General features: G+C 35.6%; 16 protein-coding genes. 7 read left to right on the top strand and 9 right to left on the bottom strand.

Annotated elements, in window-relative coordinates; all coding sequences use genetic code 11:
- Positions 1–195 precede the first annotated feature (195 nt).
- Entirely contained in the window at positions 196–627 is a 432-nt protein-coding gene (locus DMB65_RS01790; RefSeq protein ID WP_110304954.1) for a hypothetical protein, read from the top strand.
- 180 nt (positions 628–807) lie between these two features.
- On the opposite strand, the gene DMB65_RS01785 is transcribed toward DMB65_RS01790, so the two are convergent.
- From DMB65_RS01785 to DMB65_RS01765, 5 genes are all read right to left on the bottom strand, one after another.
- Complete coding sequence (locus DMB65_RS01785) at positions 808–1074, bottom strand: hypothetical protein (RefSeq protein WP_110304953.1); 267 nt, start codon at positions 1072–1074, stop codon at positions 808–810.
- A 12-nt stretch (positions 1075–1086) separates the two neighbouring features.
- Positions 1087–7716, bottom strand: a complete 6630-nt coding sequence (locus DMB65_RS01780; RefSeq protein WP_110304952.1) for an RHS repeat-associated core domain-containing protein — start codon at positions 7714–7716, stop codon at positions 1087–1089.
- Between the two features lie 9 nt (positions 7717–7725).
- Entirely contained in the window at positions 7726–8178 is a 453-nt protein-coding gene (locus tag DMB65_RS01775) for a T9SS type A sorting domain-containing protein (RefSeq protein ID WP_110304951.1), read from the bottom strand.
- A gap of 252 nt (positions 8179–8430) precedes the next feature.
- Positions 8431–8910: a hypothetical protein gene (locus DMB65_RS01770; RefSeq protein ID WP_110305050.1), complete on the bottom strand. Its 480-nt coding sequence runs from the start codon at positions 8908–8910 to the stop codon at positions 8431–8433.
- A gap of 106 nt (positions 8911–9016) precedes the next feature.
- The gene (locus DMB65_RS01765; RefSeq protein WP_110304950.1) at positions 9017–10279 is read right to left on the bottom strand and encodes an aminotransferase class I/II-fold pyridoxal phosphate-dependent enzyme; all 1263 of its coding nucleotides are present in this window, start codon (positions 10277–10279) and stop codon (positions 9017–9019) included.
- Between the two features lie 284 nt (positions 10280–10563).
- Here DMB65_RS01765 and DMB65_RS01760 point away from each other — a divergent pair, with 284 nt between their 5' ends.
- Both DMB65_RS01760 and DMB65_RS01755 read left to right on the top strand, forming a co-directional pair.
- The gene (locus tag DMB65_RS01760) at positions 10564–11361 is read left to right on the top strand and encodes an NYN domain-containing protein (RefSeq protein WP_110304949.1); all 798 of its coding nucleotides are present in this window, start codon (positions 10564–10566) and stop codon (positions 11359–11361) included.
- A gap of 35 nt (positions 11362–11396) precedes the next feature.
- Positions 11397–12908, top strand: a complete 1512-nt coding sequence (locus tag DMB65_RS01755) for an FMN-binding glutamate synthase family protein (RefSeq protein WP_110304948.1) — start codon at positions 11397–11399, stop codon at positions 12906–12908.
- Between the two features lie 67 nt (positions 12909–12975).
- Here DMB65_RS01755 and DMB65_RS01750 read toward each other — a convergent pair whose 3' ends face one another.
- The 3 genes from DMB65_RS01750 to DMB65_RS01740 form a co-directional block, all read right to left on the bottom strand.
- The gene (locus tag DMB65_RS01750; protein ID WP_110304947.1) at positions 12976–13413 is read right to left on the bottom strand and encodes a hypothetical protein; all 438 of its coding nucleotides are present in this window, start codon (positions 13411–13413) and stop codon (positions 12976–12978) included.
- 231 nt (positions 13414–13644) lie between these two features.
- Complete coding sequence (locus DMB65_RS01745) at positions 13645–14046, bottom strand: hypothetical protein (RefSeq protein ID WP_110304946.1); 402 nt, start codon at positions 14044–14046, stop codon at positions 13645–13647.
- A 38-nt stretch (positions 14047–14084) separates the two neighbouring features.
- The gene (locus DMB65_RS01740; protein WP_110304945.1) at positions 14085–14534 is read right to left on the bottom strand and encodes a YhcH/YjgK/YiaL family protein; all 450 of its coding nucleotides are present in this window, start codon (positions 14532–14534) and stop codon (positions 14085–14087) included.
- A 145-nt stretch (positions 14535–14679) separates the two neighbouring features.
- On the opposite strand from DMB65_RS01740, the gene DMB65_RS01735 reads away from it, so the two are divergent.
- The 4 genes from DMB65_RS01735 (at position 14680) to DMB65_RS01720 (ending at position 18583) form a co-directional block, all read left to right on the top strand.
- Positions 14680–15084: a ribosomal maturation YjgA family protein gene (locus tag DMB65_RS01735; protein ID WP_110304944.1), complete on the top strand. Its 405-nt coding sequence runs from the start codon at positions 14680–14682 to the stop codon at positions 15082–15084.
- Positions 15050–15628 (top strand): non-canonical purine NTP diphosphatase, encoded by a 579-nt coding sequence (locus DMB65_RS01730; protein WP_110304943.1) that lies wholly within the window; start codon positions 15050–15052, stop codon positions 15626–15628. The genes DMB65_RS01735 and DMB65_RS01730 overlap by 35 nt, the downstream gene beginning before the upstream one ends.
- A 194-nt stretch (positions 15629–15822) precedes the next feature.
- A complete protein-coding gene (locus DMB65_RS01725) occupies positions 15823–17721 on the top strand; it encodes a DEAD/DEAH box helicase (RefSeq protein WP_110304942.1) in 1899 nt (632 codons plus the stop codon).
- 88 nt (positions 17722–17809) lie between these two features.
- Entirely contained in the window at positions 17810–18583 is a 774-nt protein-coding gene (locus DMB65_RS01720) for a carboxypeptidase-like regulatory domain-containing protein (RefSeq protein WP_110304941.1), read from the top strand.
- Between the two features lie 293 nt (positions 18584–18876).
- Here the strand turns inward: DMB65_RS01720 and DMB65_RS01710 are convergent, their stop codons facing one another.
- The gene (locus tag DMB65_RS01710; protein WP_110305049.1) at positions 18877–20337 is read right to left on the bottom strand and encodes an aminoacyl-histidine dipeptidase; all 1461 of its coding nucleotides are present in this window, start codon (positions 20335–20337) and stop codon (positions 18877–18879) included.
- Positions 20338–20581: the final 244 nt, after the last annotated feature.

Below are 20581 nucleotides of genomic sequence, written 5' to 3'. Positions count from 1 at the left end.
GACGGTCTCAGCAATATGTATTGCTGAGGCTTTTTTTTAAAAAGAATTATTTTATTTTTTGCTTATTTTTTTTCAAATATTTTTTTTGGGTTAATTAAAAATAAACCGTTATTTTCTTTCAAAAATTAAAGTATATTAGCTAAATAAATGCTCCCCCTCTTTAAAATAAGTTCCAAAACGTAAAACCTAAGTAAAATGAAAACGCTCAAAACATTCCTTTTTATCTTATTTTTTGTTACTATCAAATTACATTCGCAAGTTCAGGTTGATCAAATCGTATACAAATCAAAAGAACATTATATTACCACTAGCCTTCCTTATCATATTACCGGTACATTCTTGCCTCCGGACAAAAAAGAGCCAAGTACAGTTTTAAACGATGACGGAACCGGAGTGATACAATATGATGATATGACCAAGAAAAAAATAAACTGGGGCATAGAATGCAATTGGGAAGGTACCGCCATACTGAAGGAAGGCTACAACAGTGCTTCCTATACATTTTGGTACAGAACAGAAGACAGCGACGAATGGATGTACAGCCAGTTTTCTATTCATTTTGCCAAGAAAAAAATGTTTTTGATGGGCGAAAGAATAAAAATTTATGAGGATTACAACGTACAATAACGGCTTTCACCACTTAAAATAACTATAGGATTATTCGCTTTTTTAATTGTTGGTAATTCCTAATTTAAGTTACTAGTCACAGACTAGCTCTAGTGGGTTTGTCTACTTACAACTGTTGATCTTTCTTGTCCGAAAAGTATGGACAGCGTCTTTTTTGCTTTGTAATTATGATTAGGACACCTAATTATTTCTTTTAAAAATTTTGATAATTTGATGATATTTTAAATTAAAAACAACAATTAAAATCAATATGAATGAAATAAAAATTAAACTTCTATTTTTACTCTCATTAATATTTATTCTTTTCTCATTTGCCTTAAAAATGTCTTCTTTGGTGCCTAATCCTTCTAATTGTGTCTCATATTTTTCAGATAAGAAATTATCTATTAGACCATTGAATATAAATATTAAACACCCAAATAATAATATATTTACTATCTTCTTCATTTGACTTAATTATTATTTAAAAAATATATTTCCACCATTAAAATAGCGGTTTACATCTGCTGGAGCTTGCCAAGAACCAACATTTCCTCCTCCTGCATTTAAAGCTTTATATGAAATTGTCGCACAATTGTTTCCTCCTGGACCAACTAGATTATATGTGTCAATTGCCCTGCCAAATTTATAAAAGCCTTGTTTACCTGTTAATGCAGTCCCCGAATTATATAATTTATCATAATATGCTTTTGTACTTGCTGCATTGACTTTAACCGAATATTTATTTGTTGGATATTTTTGAGTTCTCTCTGCTATAAAATTAGTAGCATTTTCTCCTTCTAGTTTTAACAAAACACCATCTCCTAAAGGACCTAAACTACCCGAGGCAGGAGAATAACTACCGTTGTATCTCCCATAAGAATAAACTGTTCCATCAACTTCAACATACACGTGACCAACTCCATCATTCTCTACATAAACATTTGCTTTGGTCATTTTTGGCTTTGGTTCTCCTATCTTATGCATTGCATGATTCAATCCACTAACAACTAATCCCGTAACAGCCCCCTGCCAAAAATTACCACCAGTTAGTGCCGCACCAGCACCACCAGAAACTGTACCAAAAGCAATCATACCTGCAACATTATTAGCTCCTAAAGGTCCACTTATTCCCTGATGTGCATAAGTAGAGGTTACAAAATGTCCTTCGGTCAAACTACTATTGGTTTCAAAATTTGTTTCAGTTGTACTACCTCCACTCCAGGCACTAGCTGCAATACTACTCAAAGCACCAGCCGCAAAACCACTCCAGAATTTACCTCCTGAAATAGCTGTCATACTACCCTGAAAAGTTCCATGAGCCACTGCACTAAATGCCGCCTGCGAATAGAAATTGGTAAATAAACTAGTTGACGCACTACCAATACCATATGTAACAGCTGAACTCGCTGCACCTATAAACGTAGCTTTAGCCAAACCGCCAACACTAAACGGCACATCGGCCAGCAAAGCGGTTACTGTATAGGTCAATGCTGCTATAGTTGCGCCAATTATCACAGCACCAGCAAAACCAATAACTACTTCCCCACTAGGATCCGTATACATCAACGGATTATTCAGCACATAGGAATACCTGTTGTAATTCTGGGTATTCTCAGGCTGTTGTATAAAATTGTCCGGCATTAAAAAAGAACGTAAAACAGGATCGTACAAACGGCCGTTCATGTGTATCAGACCAACCTCTGCCAGATGCTCGTGGCTGGTGTAACCACGGTCGAGCATCATCAGCGCTGCCCCTGTACCGTTTGTTGGCAGGGTGATGGCAACGCCATTTTTCTGCAATTTGGCCAGATTCCCCCACGCATCAAACTGGCGTCTTTCTACCGCTGTACCTGTGTTGTCTGAAATAGCGATAATGCTTCCCAGATAATCCCTGTGAAGATAATACTTTTTGTCTGTAATGACGCCTGTCGCTATTGTTTTTGTCTTTTCTGTATATAAAGGCGCTCCATAGGCATCACCTCCTACATAAGTTCGTATGGTAATTTCTGTAGGGGTTTTGATGATCTCTACCGTGCCATCATCGGTATAATTCTTGGTTTTGGTATATACACCAACTGCTCCCGGTGTGGGGATCTGGTAGCCAAATTTCATCGCCTGTCTTGACAGATGCGAATTGTAGGTAAAGGCTGTACTGCCCTTGTCGCTTTCGTTGATTGATATCGGGCTTTTGAACATGTTATAAGTTACCAGTTGTTTCGGCAGCTCATTGTAATAGGCAGCTCCCTCTGTTGTCAGTTCTATTTCTTTCTTCTGGTAAATCCCGGTATTGAAATTACCGTTGTAGGTAACTGCCCCCAGTTTGTTGTTATTGGTGATCCTTCCCCTGTCATCATAGGTATTCGAATCGACAATACCTGTCAACGGGTTGGTCCAGTTGGTCAGTCGGTCTAAAGCATCATAGGTAAACGTTTCTGATGTTCCTAAAGCCACATTCTGACGGTTGCTCAATGTTCCTTTTATGGCATTAAAACTATAGGTATTGTTTACAATATTAATACTGTTTTTGGTATGTGTCTGGGAAGTATAATACCCATGCACATCATACGCATTGGTTATGGCCACTCCGTTCCCCAAGGTTTGGGTTAACGGCTGCATCTTCTCGTTGGCTGTATTGAGCTGCCATAAAACGGCATCATTGCCATCTGTCAGTTTATCCATCATACCGTTGTAGGCATTGTACACGTTTTTTGTGGTAACAGATTCGCTTACCCCCGATGTCAGATCCTGTGTTGCATTGGTCGCTGTAACTGGTCTTCCGTAGCTATCGTAGGTTATGGTTTTTGTTTGTGTAAAAGCGGCATTGGTCTCTGTATTGGTTATAGCTCTGTGGTATTCATCATAGGTATACCCAAAACTATCTATGTTTGCTCCCAAACTATTTTTGCTGACCTCACCTGTAAGCTGAGCAAAAGAGTTATAGGTATATTCTGTCTCGATATCTGCCCCATCGCCTGACACTTTTCTTTTGGTTACCTTTCCAAAATCATCATAAAAAGTATCTGTTTGCCCTTTTGGCGTCGTTTCTGTGATTAATTGTCCAAAGGCATCGTAACTGTAGGTATAGATTCCCGCATTAGGGTCGGTCATGGCGGTTTTATTGCCCCAGCCGTCGATGGTAATGTTTACTTTGTGCCCGCCATAATTTGATTCTTTCAACTGACCATTGGCATAATAAGAAAAAGCGATGGTGCCTCCCGGATCTGTCGTCTGTGTTTTATTGCCCAATGCATCTACCGTTGCTGTTGTTGTTTTTCCGTCATCAACGCTTGTGGTAGTCAGACCTGAATAGGACAGCGTTTGTATCCTGCCCGTTGGCTGTGTTATTTTGGTCGGACGCATCAGATAGTCATATTCATATTCTACCCATCGGCTTGGAGATGAAAAATAAGGTTCGCTCTCTTTTGTCTTTCTTCCCAGACCGTCATAAACCACCTGTTTTGAAATCGTCGAATTAACTGCCAGTCCTTTTGTTGTTGTGATAACTTCTCTTCCCAACACATCATATTGCGTGATGCTTTTGGCATTATCGCCTACTGTATTCTGGCTGGTAACAGTGTAGCCTCCATCTGATAATTTAGCATAGGTAATGGTAGTTTCCAATGGTACGGCAGATACACCGGTCGTTTTGGTTTTGGTCAGTTTTCCCCAATTATCAAATGTATAATCGCTTACTACTCCAAAAGGACTTGTTGATTGTGTTACCTGCCCTAGTCTGTTGTAAACAAAATTAGTTACAAAGTTCTGATGATCTGTTTTTTTGACCACGAAACGTTTGGTGGCATCGTACTCATCTGTTATTTTTCGGGCTGTCGATGCCCGCAATGCATTAGGGGCAGAAACCGTTTTGGTCAGCAGATTCCCTACTGCATCATAAGTCATGTCTTCGATAATGGCATAGGTATTGTGCCCTTTTTTCTCTGTTCGGGTCAGGTTTGTTCCTGTGTAAGTATGTATTTCTTCAGATGTTCGGGTATCACCGGAAGCAACATTGTTGGTTGAAGTATTTACTTTTTTAGGCCTTCCGATGTAATATGAGCTTCCCGCTCCTGATGGATTACTGTCATATTCTGTATCGACTGTTGTACTTCCCTGCTCTGTTGAACCACTGTATTTTTTTGTAACTGCTTTTCTTTCCAAACCGTAATAACTTGTCGAATTGACAAAACCATCATAGGTGTAGATGTTTTCGGTTTTTACTCCTGACAAAGCATCCAGGGTGGTCTGCGAATCCAAGAGTACATTATATACTTTTGACGTCGGGTTGGTATAAGTTGAAAAAACATTCGTTTTAGTACTTAATAATCCGCCTGGTGTAGCATCAAAAACGGTTGTACCATTAGTACTTGACCAGGTTATCGTATTTGCACCTCTTAGGTTAACATCATTGTACTGGGTAGTCCATAATTTGGTATCGGATTCCGATAAATACCAGCTGCTTCTTGTGGTTCTGGTAAAACCAACTGTACCATAATTAAAATTGGATACATAGCCACGGTACCTGAAATCCTGGTATTTGGAAACTCCATTGATGGTAGCGGTTAATTTGGAAACCAAATAACTTCCTGAGTTTCTGACAATCTCAATATTGGGATAGTTTACAGCATCTGCCGAAGAATAAAAATCAGTGCTGCTATTGCCAAATTTGCCGTCTGTGGCTTCCATTGCTTTATAATCAATGGTCTGAATGATTTTCCCATTGGCTTCTGTGACTGATTTTAATCGATTGTCCTTATCAAAATCTTTATTGAATTGGTAATATTCGATTTTGTTAGAATGTCCACGAACAATAACCAAATCAGTATTGGCACCATCGTATTTGTAATTGGAAACTAAAGGAATTGGGATATCAGGAGAACCTGAAAAGGAAACACCAGAATCATAAGTCATAGGAAACTTATTAGTACTTGCAGTATTTCCTATATTATTAGTATAGCCTTTAACCCACCATTCTGTATTATGGTTATTAATAGTCCATTTTGGCTTGTAATACCTTCTCCATACCCGCACAATATCGGATTTACCATCTTTGTTGATATCAATAGCATAATAATTGCTAAAATGGGTTTGAGAATCAAAATGTGTACCTGTATTAGGCCAGTATTCTACGATATTGTCGTGAGTTTCTTTTACGAAAAATTCTCCTCCGGTCGGTTTTGGATTACTGTAATAAATATGCCATTTCACCTGTCCTTCTCCACCTTCTCCATCAGGAAGCATGACATCCGTTTTTCCATCTCCGTTGTAATCGCCTAATAACAATTGCTTTGTAGTTGAATATTTATCCAGAACGCCCATTCCAATAACTTCAACTTCACTCCAGGGAGCCGTAGAAAGTTGCTTAAAAGTTATAATTTTATAATCTTTATTATCCTTAATTGTCAAAATATCTGATTTCCCATCCCCATTAAAATCAGCAACAAATTTTTTACTAAAGCTTGCAGCCCCATTTGCAACATTTACTCCGTAACTAATATTTACAGCATTGCTAATTTTGTGAAACCCCTGAGTGTTTATTACACTAGAAGCATTGGAATTTAAATCTAAAAGATAATATGAAATTCCTGAGTAACTATATTCCTGCCTACAGGTTTGACAATTACCCTGAGGCGTATTTATATATGTATTGTTACTAATATTTGACTCATTATCAAAATGCTCTATTAATACTTCGCTAATTCCATCACCATTAAAATCTCCTTCCGTATAGTTAAATGAAAAACCCGGATTTAAGTAGGCACAATTATTTTCTACTCCACAAACGTAATAAGGATCTTCGTCTAAATATTGTTCTGTGTAAGTATCTGTGTTTGTAACTGAATTATTAATTGATATTGTTTTAGTATAATCATTAATCATATTGCCTCCTGACATCTTATAAAACTTAAAATCTATTCGATCATTATAGGCTTGAGTTTTGATTATGGAATTAAATTGATTTAGCTTATCGTTAGAAAGAACAGTAGCTGTGAAATCTTGTGTTTTATTGTAAACATTAATTTCAAATGGCAAATTAATCCCTGCATTCCCTGAATCGTTTTTGAATAAATCAGTAAACACCTTATTATCTGCCACAAAATCTAACTGACCATCTCCATCAAAATCACCAGCTAAACTTGTTTCACTAAAATTCAAATTATTTGTATATACTTTCTCTGTTTTTGTAGTTGTAGTGGGTATACCATCACCATGATATGCAAAAACTACAGGATTAGATTCTTCGCTTTGCGCATTGATTTCCTTTATATTTGTTACTCTTTCATATCCTGAATCATCAGTCGCATGCGTTAATTGATACTTTCTGAAAATAGCATTGTTTGCATATACCTCTATGAATTTTAAGATTTTAGTGGCATAGATTACACCCCCTTTCATAAAATCTCTTTCTACCCTTTTTGCATTATCGTATTTAAAAGCAATTTTATCCTGAGCCGCAATTCCTGCTATTGTGTTGCCGCTAAAAACAATCGTATCAATATAGAGCTGGCTGGTACTGTTATAGGTAACCGTTTGATAGGTATAATCGATAAAATTTCCATACGTATCTTCAAAACGCACAATATACCAGGAATTGACCGATACCGAATTTTGCAGCGTCCCATCTCCTTTTGAGCCGTACCAGCTTCTGGAACCATCCGGTGCCGTGACTATAAAATACGTTACAGTGCCTTCGATTTTCAATTCTATTTTGGTATTGCTTTTATATTCGGTTTCGTAGGTAGAACCGTGTGCCCAATACGTACCTGTTTTTATTAATAAGCGCTGGCCATCCAAAGACAGCTTGTCATTATCATCAAAATCAACTCCGTCTACAAAACCGTCAATATCACGACGCGTAGCTATACGACTGATTGCCGAAATACTGTTGATACTCCATCCCTGTCCTGCAATTCCTCCTCTTACACCACTGCTATAGGTAAGATTGATAATAGGTGCCACATTTTTTATACTGGGCGGCATCGCTATTGGCAAAGTATAGGTAGCAGTACCTGAAGCTGCTATTTGTAATTCTCCTTTAGTATCTGTGAAATTTTGAGAAAAAGAAAAAGAGGAGAATAAAACTATAATGAAAAAGTAAAATTGTTTCATGTCTAAATCTTATTGCTTAATAATTTTAATTGTTTTTGGATCACCTGATTTGTAGTTAACTAAAACAACATACACGCCCGACGGATATGACTGAAACAATATGTTTTGACTGTTATTCTTTTTAGTTTCCCGAAATGTATTTAAAACCTGCCCCGCCAATGAAATCAACTGAATTGAAGTTACATAATTGTCATCCGTAAGCTCCCACTTGAGATACAACTCTTCTTTTACTGGATTCGGGTAATAGGAAATCATTTCCTCTCCTTCGATTTTTTCAAGGTCTTCTTCAACAATGGCTTCTATTTCCTTGACTTGTTTGCCTGTTTCCGGCGGGCAGTTAACACATAATGTTCTACTAATCTGATTCCCGGCATTATCATAACTAAACTTAATCTTCGTTTGGTTTTGGGCATTGGACAATAGCGAAAAGCTTAAAAAGAATAGAAGTAAATAGCTGTTCATTGTAGTATAAGATTATATTTTTTTTTAATCAATTTAAAGACTTTTATTTTTTTTTTGAAAGATTTTTTTTGCGCAAAAAAAAGCATAAACAAATTAACTAACAATATTATTGTAAGATTTAACATTCGAATTATTGTTTTAATAATTTTTCTCATTATTATTTCCTTTCTTCTAGAATTTACCTACAAATATCTTCATGACTCGTCCTAAAATAGGTTGACTATTTTAGGACGAGTCAGATGTAAAACTATTTTATTCCGTACAATCAACTTTAAGTAATGTACTTTTTCCATCAAATTTTAAAGTCTTCTTATTTGTAAAACTTACTTTGCCATTTGCCTCAGTTGTTGGTCCGTATCCCTCTATAAAGGTTCCGCTTTTTTGAAGGAAAGCTACTTCCATAACCGAAGAAACACCTTCTGATGTAAAAGTATAATCAGCAATTAAGGTATCGCCTTTCATATTACCAATCAAAGTTCCTTCACTTTTATCTTTTCCGTATAAATTATAGCTCAGTTTTCCGTTTACTTCCTGATGTGAGTTTACATTAAAACTCAATTTTACAGTACTGTTGTTAGCTGATGAAACATAACACTGATCACCTGCTGGTTCTATAATCTCAGCTTCTTGAGGAGCGCTTGGGGTTATCTGAGGCGAAGGGATTGTTGTTTCTTTTTTACAGGAAACAAAAATACCCAACATAATAATTACTATTACTGATACTTTTTTCATGTTTTTTTTTATTTTTACTGTTATCCCTATAAAATTAATTGAATAAAAAAAAATCCATTCGTAATACGAATGGATTCTTTTATATAATTCCCACACCAAAAACATGCTAGGCGTCCAGATCGACTGTTGTTCTGCTGGCAATTTCTTTGTATGTACCATTTACTAATTTTTCACGAATTGCTTCAAAAGCAGTTAGTGTTTCAGCAATATCTTCTAATGTATGTGAAGCGGTAGGAATAACACGTAATAAAATCATTCCTTTTGGAATAACCGGATAAATTACAATAGACAAGAAAATACCGTAATTTTCTCTCAAGTCATTTACCATCACCATTGCTTCCGGTACGCTTCCTTCTAAATAAACTGGCGTAACACAAGTATTGGTGTCTCCAATATTAAATCCTTTACTTCTCAATCCATTTTGCAAAGTATTTACGTTTTCCCATAATTTGTCTTTCAGTCCCGGGTTATCACGCAACAATTGCAAACGTTTCAACGAACCAATAGTCTGGATCATTGGCAATGCTTTTGCAAACATTTGAGAACGTAAATTATATTTTAAATAATCAATGATGTCTTTATCAGCTGCAACAAAAGCACCAATATTCGCCATTGATTTAGCAAATGTCGAAAAATAAACATCGATTCCGTCCTGACATCCCTGCTCCTCACCTGCTCCGGCACCTGTTTTTCCTAGCGTTCCAAAACCGTGTGCGTCATCAACCAAAAGACGGAAATTGTATTTCTTTTTCATTTCTACAATCTCTTTCAGCTTTCCCTGCTGTCCACGCATTCCAAAAACACCTTCTGTAATAAAAAGAATTCCTCCACCTGTTTCTGTAGCTATTTTGGTAGCACGCTGCAGGTTTTTCTCCATACTTTCGATATCATTGTGCTTGTAAGTAAAACGTTTTCCGCTGTGCAAACGAACACCGTCAATAATACAGGCATGTCCATCTACATCATAAACAATTACATCATTTCTTGTTACCAAAGCATCTATGATAGAAACCATTCCCTGATACCCAAAATTCAACAAATAAGCCGATTCTTTCATTACAAAAGCAGCCAGTTCATTTTCTAATTGTTCGTGATAATTCGTATGTCCACTCATCATACGGGCACCCATTGGGGCAGCAGCACCAAATTGCAACGCTGCATCTGCATCTGCTTTACGAACTTCCGGATGGTTTGCAAGACCTAAATAATCGTTCAGACTCCAGTTCAAAACCTCTTTTCCCTGAAATTTCATTCTTGGTCCAAGATCTCCTTCTAATTTTGGAAATACAAAATAACCTTCTGCCTGTGAAGCCCATTTTCCTAATGGCCCTTTATTGTTCTGAATTCTTTCGAATAAATCTTTTACCATAATATAATAGTGTAGTAATAATTTTAATTTAATCAGCGAGCAAAAATAAATATTTATTCTATGGTATCATAATAATTTAAAAATGATTCGGATTCAAAATCGTTGTTTAATAAACTTTTAGGGTAAAATATACAGACTTGAAATAAAATTCCTTATAAAATATAAGTTTCATTTAAAACAGATTACAATTTAAAGCTGTTATATTTTTTTACAAACACTCCAAATTGTTTTATTTTTCACTAATTTTAAAACGCTTTTTACAAAAAATCTTAATCACTGATATAATGGCTTTAACGAATACTAAAGACCTAAAACTAGCTGTCCTTATTGATGCCGACAACGTTCCCTACAGCAACGTAAAAGGTATGATGGAAGAAATTACTAAATTTGGAACCCCTACAACAAAAAGAATCTATGCAGACTGGACCAAGCCAAATTCCAACGGATGGAAAGCCGTTTTACTGGAACACGCTATAACACCTATACAGCAATACAGCTATACCGTTGGAAAAAATTCATCTGATTCGGCATTAATTATTGACGCTATGGATTTGCTTTATTCAGGTAAATTAGATGGTTTTTGTATTGTTTCAAGTGATAGTGATTTTACGAGATTGGCGATTCGTCTTAGAGAATCGGGCATGAAAGTGATTGGCATTGGAGAGAAGAAAACACCAAACTCTTTTATTGTGGCCTGCGACCGTTTTATTTACATTGAGGTTTTAGATGGTGCAATCCAAAAGAAAAAACCAAAACCTACTACTACCAACACAACTACAACGACCGATTCTAAAAAACCTGTCGAAAAGCCAACAACAAAAGCTTTAGCTAAAATTGATACTGCAACAATTGATTTGATAGAAGCAACAATCGAAGACATTGAAGATGATGATGGCTGGGCATTCCTGGGGGATGTTGGCAACTTAATCGTAAAGAAAAAACCAGAATTCGACCCTCGGAATTATGGTTTTTCAAAACTAACCCCGATGCTTAAATCGCTAACTGATATTCTCGAAATAGATGAAAGAGACTCAGACAAAAAAGGGATAAAGCACGTTTATGTGCGATTAAAGTTCAACTAATACCAAATTATTACATTTTTAAAGTTTTTATAAACATGAGAAAAAAATTCTTTATCTACGGCTTCTTGTTGTTTCTAATTGTTGCCGCCATATATTATTATTTCAAGCTTGGTTTCTTACTGCTAATTATTTTACCCATTTTGTTGGTTATCGGAATTTTTAATTCTATTCAGAAAAAACATGCTATTTTAAGAAACTTCCCTGTTCTGGGATATTTCAGATATTTATTTGAAATGATTGCACCCGAAATTCAGCAATATTTTATCGAAAGATCTACAGATGGAAAACCTTTTTCAAGAAATCAGCGCTCATTAGTCTATCAAAGAGCTAAAAATATTGATTCAAATACACCCTTCGGAACACAATTAAATCTTAATGTCAGAAGTTATGAAGGTATCAAGCATTCTATTTTTCCAGCAAAAGTAAATGAAGAACTGCCGAGGGTATTGGTTGGAGGACCCGATTGCAAACAGCCATATCTGGCTTCCTTACTGAATGTTTCGGCAATGAGTTTTGGATCACTTAGCGAAAACGCTGTACGTGCATTGAATATTGGTGCTCAAAAAGGAAAATTCTATCAAAATACAGGAGAAGGCGGACTTACTGATTATCATCTAGAAGGCGGTGGCGATATTACCTGGCAAATTGGAACCGGTTATTTTGGGTGCCGGGATGCTAACGGAAATTTTAATCCTGAAAAATTTAAAGAAAAAGCAAATCTCCCAAATGTAAAAATGATTGAAATTAAACTCTCGCAAGGAGCAAAACCAGGTCATGGCGGGGTACTTCCGGCTGCAAAAAACACATTGCAAATTGCAAAAATAAGAGGTATTGAACCTCATACTTTGATCCTTTCACCTCCAAGTCATAGTGCCTTTTCTGATGCAAAAGGACTGGTTCATTTTATAGCCAAATTGCGCGAATTATCTAACGGTAAACCTATAGGTTTTAAATTGTGTATTGGAAACACCTCAGAGTTTGAAGCCATTTGTCATGAAATGATTGCCGAAAACTGTTTTCCGGATTTTATTACAGTTGACGGGGCAGAAGGCGGAACCGGAGCTGCTCCTTTGGAGTTTGCTGATGGTGTTGGAATGCCTTTTGAACCTGCCTTAATATTTGTAAACAAAACATTATCCGGATTGAATATAAGAGACAAAATAAGAATTATCGGAAGCGGAAAAATTATTTCAGGTTACTCCATCCTTCATGCGATTGCTTTGGGTGCAGATATGTGCAACAGTGCAAGAGGTTTTATGTTTTCATTAGGATGTATTCAGGCATTACGCTGTCACAATAATGAATGTCCGACAGGTGTTGCCACACAAAATAAAATGCTGATGAAAGGTTTGGTCGTAACCGATAAATCCGATCGTGTATATCATTTCCATAAAAACACACTACATGCTGCCAATGAGCTTTTGGCCGCTGCCGGAAAATCGAGTTTTGCTGATGTAGATAGTAATATTTTTATGAGAGGTGATGAATTTACAAGTTTATCCGATTCATATTTTCCAGACAACTTATCCAATATAACCAATTATTAAAAGCAAAAGCCTCCTTGTTAAATTACAAAGAGGCTTTGTTTTATTTATTTTAGCTGTCTGAACGAGATTAAAGTTTTGCTGTCACTTTTTTTTGTGCTCCATCACCAGAACCAGTTAAAGCAGCCAATTCTTCCTGACCAATTAATCGTTGTGCTAAAATAGAGTTATTATAAGCTAAAAAATAAACATCAAACTTTACACCTTCGCCAATCAAGTCTTTAGAAATCTGATCATTCCCGATCATCCCTTTCAATAAATCAGGAAACGATTCGCTGTAAGTAAGCTTATTTTCTTCCGTTTCCTCCAGATTAGTTTCAATTCTTATTTCAATTTTATTTTCATTTAAAAATGCTTTAGCACTGGTACTTGTAATATTTGCCCCTTTTATAGAACTAGAAGTATTATAGGTTATCACATGTTCCTGAATTTTTTGCTTGGTATTTTTGCAGCTTACAAGCATTAATACAGTGGCAAAAACAAATACGATTTGAGTAATTTTAATCATAATTATCTGGTTTTTAGGTTAATTTGTCTTGTTTTTTAACTCAAACATAATGAAATATTAACACAAAAGCAACATTAAAACAGAATCATTTTTCTATTATTCAATTGATAACAAACCAATTATACATGAATAAGATCAATAAAATAAAGATGGTGAAAAAAAACAGCCCCAATAATACCAATTAAAGAGGCTGTTTTTTTTTAAAACTATGTTTTATATTTATAAAAAAAATCACAAAAATTTATTTATTTCTTCTCTATTAATAACCTCTTTGATAAAAACTGTATTATCATCAGCCAAAAAGTAAGTATCAAATACCACTCCCTCTTCAACTAATTCCTTCGGGATCTGATTTTTCTTCAGCATCTCCTTCAGTAAAAGAGGAAAACGCTCCTGAGCTGTTTTTTTATTTGAAGCATTCTGTTTTAAATCGGTTTCAAATCTTAACTCAATTTTACTATCGTTTATATAACCCCTGGCGGTAGTAAGCGTTACATTTTCACTTTTAAATTTTACGGCTTCAATATTGTAAGCGACAACATATTCCTGTAATTTTTGCTTCGTATTTTTACAGCTAATCATTGACATTACAACAAGAAGAGTAAATGCGCTTTTAGTTATTTTCTTAATCATATCTTTTGATTTAGATTTCAAAATTATTTCAAAGAAAGTTATATTTCAACCTTAATAACTATTTTATTAAGCATTCCGTCTGTTATCATAGGTGCATGAACATCTTCGGGAAAAAGAATCACAAACTGGTTTTGTTTTAACTGAAAAAACATATCCGGTGTATCGTTAAAAAAACGTACATCTTTTTCGTCATTATATTCTCCGTTTGGAGTTTTACAATTTGCTCTTGGTTTCCACGCAAAAGTTTCGGTTTCACTTATACAAAACTGAATATCAATATTCCTGTCATGACACTCAAAAGTTGCAAGACTCTCTTCTATTGTTTTCCCTTTACCCTGAAATCCAAAAAATTTAACGCCTTCAGTTTCATGTTTAAAATCAGCCGGAAGATTTTGCAGGTCGTTTCCACGCAAATAATCAAAAGCTTTTTTGAAGGATGGATGTAAGACTTCGTATTTAAATGCATTCTCTAATGAATCGATAATCATAATATTATTAATTTGAGTTGGTTTTTTTGTGTAAAAATAGCATATAATTTATTTCAATCTCTAATAAATTATAGGGATTCATAAATCCATAACAACTTCTTTGTAACTTTGTTTCAGACAAATTTTCTTTAAAACAAACATCCTTTTGAAAAATCCCCGAATCCGTTATTCCATTCTATTGATTCTTGTGATTTTTCTTGGAATTATTTCACGAAAAACAAATTACGTTCCTTTGTCTTTTGGTGATTTCCTCTATGCGGTTATGATTTATATTTTGACCAGAACCTTCCTGATTAAACATAAACCGATTCAAATCGCAATTATATCGTTAGTTATCTGTTACAATGTCGAATTCTTTCAGTTGTATCAGACAGACTGGATTATCGCAGTTAGAAAAACTCTTTTAGGAAAGTATGTACTGGGGCAAGGATTTTTATGGACAGATCTTGCAGCTTATACCTTTGGCGTTGCTTTCGCCTTTATCAGTGAAAAAATTATTTTAAAAAACTCCAAATATGAAACTCGTTTTCGCATCAAACAACAAAAATAAAATTAAAGAAATCCAAAGTATCCTCAACGGATCAATACAATTATTAAGCCTTTCCGAAATTGGATGCCATGAAGAAATTCCTGAAACTGCAGCCACTATTGAAGGGAACGCCATCTTAAAAGCCAACTATGTAACCGAAAAATACGGTTATGATTGTTTTGCAGATGATACCGGTTTAGAAGTGAACGCTTTAAACGGAGAACCGGGAGTTTATTCGGCAAGATATGCCGGAAAACAGAAAGATTCTAATGACAATATGAACAAGCTTCTAGAGGCATTAAAAAATCAATCAGACAGAAGTGCCCAGTTCAAGACCGTTATTGCATTAAATTTAAAGGGTACACAATACCTATTTACCGGTATCGTTAAAGGAACTATTACTTTAGATAAAACCGGAAATCAAGGTTTTGGATATGACCCCGTTTTTCAGCCGGAAAATTATACCGAAACTTTTGCTGAATTGACTTCTGAAATAAAGAATAAAATTAGTCACCGCGCAAAAGCAACCCGGCAACTAATTGATTTTCTGAATTCAACAAAATAATTGTTTAAAATACAACATTTAAATAGGTAAAATTTATATTTTCAGACGTGTTTTTTTTAATTTCCTGTCAAAACGTTTTTTACTACAAACATAACTTTTTGATAATCAAATCATAACAAAAACACAAATCTTAAAATTGCATTAGTTTATCTGAATAATTAACAGTAATTTTGCACCCTATTTTAAAAATACATATGAATAAATTTGAACAATTAGGATTGAATGAATCGTTACTGAAGGCGATTTTAGATCTAGGATTTGAGAATCCGTCAGAAGTACAGGAGAAAGCGATTCCCCTATTATTGGAAAAAGATACAGATATGGTTGCGTTGGCTCAGACAGGGACAGGGAAAACGGCAGCTTTCGGTTTTCCGCTAATTCAAAAAATTGATGCTGACAACAGAAATACACAGGCATTAGTTTTATCGCCAACACGAGAACTTTGTTTACAGATTACCAACGAACTTAAAAACTACTCAAAATACGAAAAAGGTATTAATGTGGTAGCAGTTTACGGCGGAGCTAGTATTACAGAGCAAGCCAGAGAAATTAAAAGAGGAGCACAAATTATTGTAGCTACTCCTGGGAGAATGCAGGACATGATTAACAGAGGTTTAGTAAACATTAAAAACATAGATTACTGTGTTCTTGATGAGGCTGACGAAATGCTGAACATGGGTTTTTATGAAGATATCGTATCTATTTTATCCGATACTCCAGACGAAAAAAGTACATGGTTGTTCTCTGCAACTATGCCACAGGAAGTTGCCAGAATTGCAAAACAATTTATGAGTGAACCAGTAGAGATTACTGTTGGTACTAAAAACTCAGGTTCTGCAACTGTTTCTCACGAATTTTACTTAGTGAATGCGCGTGATCGATACGAAGCCCTAAAACGTATCGCCGACGCCAATCCGGATATTTTCTCTGTAGTTTTCTGCAGAACAAAACGTGACACACAAGCTGTAGCAGAAAAATTAATAGAAGATGGATATAGTGCCGCTGCATTGCACGGAGATTTATCTCAGGCACAGCGTGATGGTGTAATGAAATCTTTCCGTGGAAGACAAATTCAGATGCTTGTAGCTACTGACGTTGCTGCACGTGGAATTGACGTTGACAACGTAACTCACGTTGTAAACTATCAACTACCTGACGAAATTGAAACATACAACCACCGCTCAGGCCGTACCGGTAGAGCTGGAAGATTAGGAACTTCTATCGTGATTGTCACTAAAAGTGAATTACGTAAAATTTCTTCTATCGAAAGAATCATTAAACAAAAATTCGAAGAAAAAGCTATTCCATCCGGAATAGAGATCTGCGAAATCCAATTATTACACTTAGCAACTAAGATTAAAGATACCGAGGTTGATCACGAAATTGACAACTATCTGCCTGCAATCAACAATGTTCTTGAAGATTTATCTAAAGAAGAATTGATCAAGAAAATGGTTTCAGTAGAATTTAACCGTTTTATTGCTTATTACAAGAAAAACAGAGATTTATCAACTCAATCTGGTGAAAGACGTGAAAGAAATGATTCTGAACCAAGAGAATTCAACAATAACGGAGCAGTTCGTTATTTCGTAAATATTGGTTCAAGAGATAATTTTGACTGGATGACTCTGAAAGATTACCTTAAAGAAACATTAGACTTAGGTCGTGATGACGTTTTCAAAGTAGATGTAAAAGAAGGTTTCTCTTTCTTCAATACTGATCCTGAGCATACTGACAAAGTAATGGAAGTATTAAACAATGTACAATTAGAAGGACGTCGTATTAATGTTGAGATCTCGAAAAATGACGGTGGCGGAAGACGCGACCATAATAATCGTGGTGGCGGAAGAAGTTCCGGACCAAGAAGAGAAGGAAGCTTTGCCCCAAGACGTGAGGGTTCTGGCGGTGGATTCAGGAGCGACCGAAATTCTGCTCCAAGACGTGAAAGTTCAGGAGGAGGTTTTAGAAGCGAAAGAAATTCTGCTCCAAAAGAAGGTGGTTTCAGAAGAAGTGAAGGAAGTTCAGACAGAGCGCCAAGGCGTTCAGAAAGCTTTGGTGATTCGCCAAGACCAAGAAGACCAAGAAGAGATTAATTCTCTTTGTTAATTTTCTGATAATTATATTCAGATACTGCGAAATATTTAATCCCGATTTACTACTTTTAGTGCTTTAAATCAGGATATGAAATATTTCGCAGTTTTCTTTTTTACACTATTCTCAACTATAGGTTTCGCACAAGAAGCAGTACCTACAGTTCCTCAAAGGGTTTCCGGTTATATTTATAACGATAACAGTAAAGAACCTATCCCCAATGTAAATGTCATCAATACAAACAAGGTACGTGGTGCAATGTCGAATGCAAAAGGATATTTTGAAATAGATGTTCAGGTCAATGACACACTTCATTTCTCTATCTTAGGTTTTCAATCCCTAAGAATCAGAGTAACAAACGACTGGGTAAAAAACAAGGTCACCAGAATTCAGCTTACTGAAAAAGCAATTGCCCTTGAGGAAGTTGTCATTGCACCCTTTCATTTAACCGGTTACCTTGAAGTTGATTCGAAATTAATTCCGACCAAAGAAAACTACCGTTACAGTATTTCCGGTCTTACACAAGGTTATGAAGCAGGTGAATACTCTCCAAACGCTTTCGGAAAAGTTTTGGGTTCTATTTTTAACCCCGCCGATATGCTTTATAATTTCTTTGGCAAAAACGGAAGAGAACTAAAGAAACTGAAAGAAATGAGAAAAGATGATACTGTCCGGAATCTATTAGAATCAAAATATGACCGTGAAACAGTAGCTGTTCTTTTAGGGATAAGCAAAGATGAAATTCCTCAAATTTTAGAGCGCTGCAGCTACTCCGAAGCTTTTATCCAGGAAGCAAATGATTTACAGATTATGGATGCCATCAGTGCCTGTTACGAACAATACAAAGTGCTAAAAAGAAATTAATCCCATAAATAGAACAATCCTCAATTTTTATTAATTGGGGATTTTTTTTACTCCGAAAAGCAATAAATAATTCATTACAAACTTTAATACGTACAACCACTAAATTAAAAACTATGTCAAAAGGCCAGGATGCTAAAAAAACAGCAAAAAAAGAACCACTAAAAACGGCTAAAGAAAAGAAAGAAGAAAAAAGAGAAAAGAAAAACACTCCTAAAAGAGATTAGTTTTCAGTCGCAGTGGCAGTTTTCAGTCTCAAAAGAGAAACTGAAAACTGTTACTGAAAACTGATTACTTTATTTCACCGGAATATTCGAAAGAATTTCCAATACAAATTTCCAATATTTCTGAGCAGATGAAATGCTTGCTCTCTCGTCTGGAGAATGCGCTCCGTGAATAGTGGGGCCAAAAGAAATCATGTCCATTTCCGGATAGTTTGTTCCTAAAATCCCACATTCTAAGCCTGCGTGGCAAGCTACTACTTTAGGTTTTTCGCCATTTTGTCTTTCGTAGATATCTTTTAAAACTTCTAATATTTCAGAATTTACGTTTGGGGTCCATCCTGGATAAGAACCAGAAAGTTCTACTTCACAGCCTACTAATTCAAAAGCTGAACGTAAAGAATTAGCCAGATCAAATTTGGATGATTCTACAGAAGATCGCGTCAGACATCCTATTAAAAGTTCTCCGTCTTTAATAATGACACGGGCAATATTATTTGATGTTTCTACTAAATCAGCCATATCTGCGCTCATTTTATAAACGCCATTATGAGCCGCATAAATTGCTCTTATAATACCTTCCTGAACACCAAGATCCATTACATTTTCAGGTAAATCACATTTTACGATTTCTATTGAAAGATTGGGTTCAGTTGTTTTATACTCCGCTTTTATATCGTTAATAATTTCCTGCATGTCAAAAATGTAAGCCTCATCAAACATTTCGGAAATAATCACTTTTGCAGTACTTTCTCTTGGAATCGCATTACGTAAGCTTCCCCCATTAATTTCAGCAATCTGTAGTCCAAAATTTTCAAAAGCGTCGAATAACAAACGGTTCATTATTTTATTGGCATTTCCTAATCCTTTATGAATATCCATTCCTGAATGTCCGCCATTTAGTCCTTTCACCGTAATGTTATAACCTACAGAACCTTCCGGTACTTCTTCTTCATGATAAGCTCTTGTTGCAGTTACGTCAATTCCTCCGGCACAGCCTATATCAATTTCGTCATCCTCTTCAGTATCTAAGTTCAAAAGAATCTCTCCCTTCAAAATTCCTCCCTTAAGGTTTAAAGCCCCTGTCATTCCGGTTTCTTCATCAATTGTAAACAAAGCCTCAATTGCAGGATGCGGAATATCTTTGCTTTCCAGAATCGCCATAATGGTCGCTACTCCTAACCCATTGTCAGCCCCAAGTGTAGTTCCTCGCGCACGAACCCAATCCCCATCCACATACATATCAATTCCCTGATTATCAAAATCAAAAACAGTGTCGGCATTTTTTTGGTGTACCATATCAAGGTGTCCCTGCATTACGATTGGCTTACGATTCTCCATTCCTGAAGTTGCCGGTTTCCTGATGATTACATTTCGGATTTCGTCTTCAAAAGTTTCTAAACCTAAACTGTTTCCAAAGTTTTTCATAAACTCAATTACACGTTCTTCTTTTTTAGAGGGACGCGGAACGGCATTTAAATCTGCAAATTTATTCCAAAGTGCTTTTGGCTCCAGATTTCTTATTTCCTGACTCATTATATTTTGTTTGAAGTTTAACATTTAAGTGGCTCAAAGTTACAAAGTTTAAAAGTTTTTCTGCCACGAATTACACAAATTAGCACAAATTATAATAGCTCTAAAAGTAGCTTTCATATATATCAATATTTTTATAGAATTATATACAATCGAGGATATTAATTATTGAAAAAATCGTGTTATTTGCGGCTAACTTTTTTTAATCAGTCAATAATGTCTTTATATTTACGTATCTAAAATTCAA

The organism is Flavobacterium cheongpyeongense (genome assembly GCF_003202435.1).
GTDB classification, from domain to species: domain Bacteria; phylum Bacteroidota; class Bacteroidia; order Flavobacteriales; family Flavobacteriaceae; genus Flavobacterium; species Flavobacterium cheongpyeongense.
Note: the sequence above shows the minus strand (reverse complement) of the source record. Positions and strands in the feature narration are given on the sequence as shown.

Excerpts from the sequence above, each read along its gene's own strand:
- DMB65_RS01790 (WP_110304954.1), top strand. The coding sequence starts at position 196 with ATGAAAACGCTCAAAACATTCCTTTTTATCTTATTTTTTGTTACTATC.
- DMB65_RS01785 (WP_110304953.1), bottom strand. The coding sequence starts at position 1,074 with ATGAAGAAGATAGTAAATATATTATTATTTGGGTGTTTAATATTTATA.
- DMB65_RS01780 (WP_110304952.1), bottom strand. The coding sequence starts at position 7,716 with ATGAAACAATTTTACTTTTTCATTATAGTTTTATTCTCCTCTTTTTCT.
- DMB65_RS01775 (WP_110304951.1), bottom strand. The coding sequence starts at position 8,178 with ATGAACAGCTATTTACTTCTATTCTTTTTAAGCTTTTCGCTATTGTCC.
- DMB65_RS01770 (WP_110305050.1), bottom strand. The coding sequence starts at position 8,910 with ATGAAAAAAGTATCAGTAATAGTAATTATTATGTTGGGTATTTTTGTT.
- DMB65_RS01765 (WP_110304950.1), bottom strand. The coding sequence starts at position 10,279 with ATGGTAAAAGATTTATTCGAAAGAATTCAGAACAATAAAGGGCCATTA.
- DMB65_RS01760 (WP_110304949.1), top strand. The coding sequence starts at position 10,564 with ATGGCTTTAACGAATACTAAAGACCTAAAACTAGCTGTCCTTATTGAT.
- DMB65_RS01755 (WP_110304948.1), top strand. The coding sequence starts at position 11,397 with ATGAGAAAAAAATTCTTTATCTACGGCTTCTTGTTGTTTCTAATTGTT.
- DMB65_RS01750 (WP_110304947.1), bottom strand. The coding sequence starts at position 13,413 with ATGATTAAAATTACTCAAATCGTATTTGTTTTTGCCACTGTATTAATG.
- DMB65_RS01745 (WP_110304946.1), bottom strand. The coding sequence starts at position 14,046 with ATGATTAAGAAAATAACTAAAAGCGCATTTACTCTTCTTGTTGTAATG.
- DMB65_RS01740 (WP_110304945.1), bottom strand. The coding sequence starts at position 14,534 with ATGATTATCGATTCATTAGAGAATGCATTTAAATACGAAGTCTTACAT.
- DMB65_RS01730 (WP_110304943.1), top strand. The coding sequence starts at position 15,050 with ATGAAACTCGTTTTCGCATCAAACAACAAAAATAAAATTAAAGAAATC.
- DMB65_RS01725 (WP_110304942.1), top strand. The coding sequence starts at position 15,823 with ATGAATAAATTTGAACAATTAGGATTGAATGAATCGTTACTGAAGGCG.
- DMB65_RS01720 (WP_110304941.1), top strand. The coding sequence starts at position 17,810 with ATGAAATATTTCGCAGTTTTCTTTTTTACACTATTCTCAACTATAGGT.
- DMB65_RS01710 (WP_110305049.1), bottom strand. The coding sequence starts at position 20,337 with ATGAGTCAGGAAATAAGAAATCTGGAGCCAAAAGCACTTTGGAATAAA.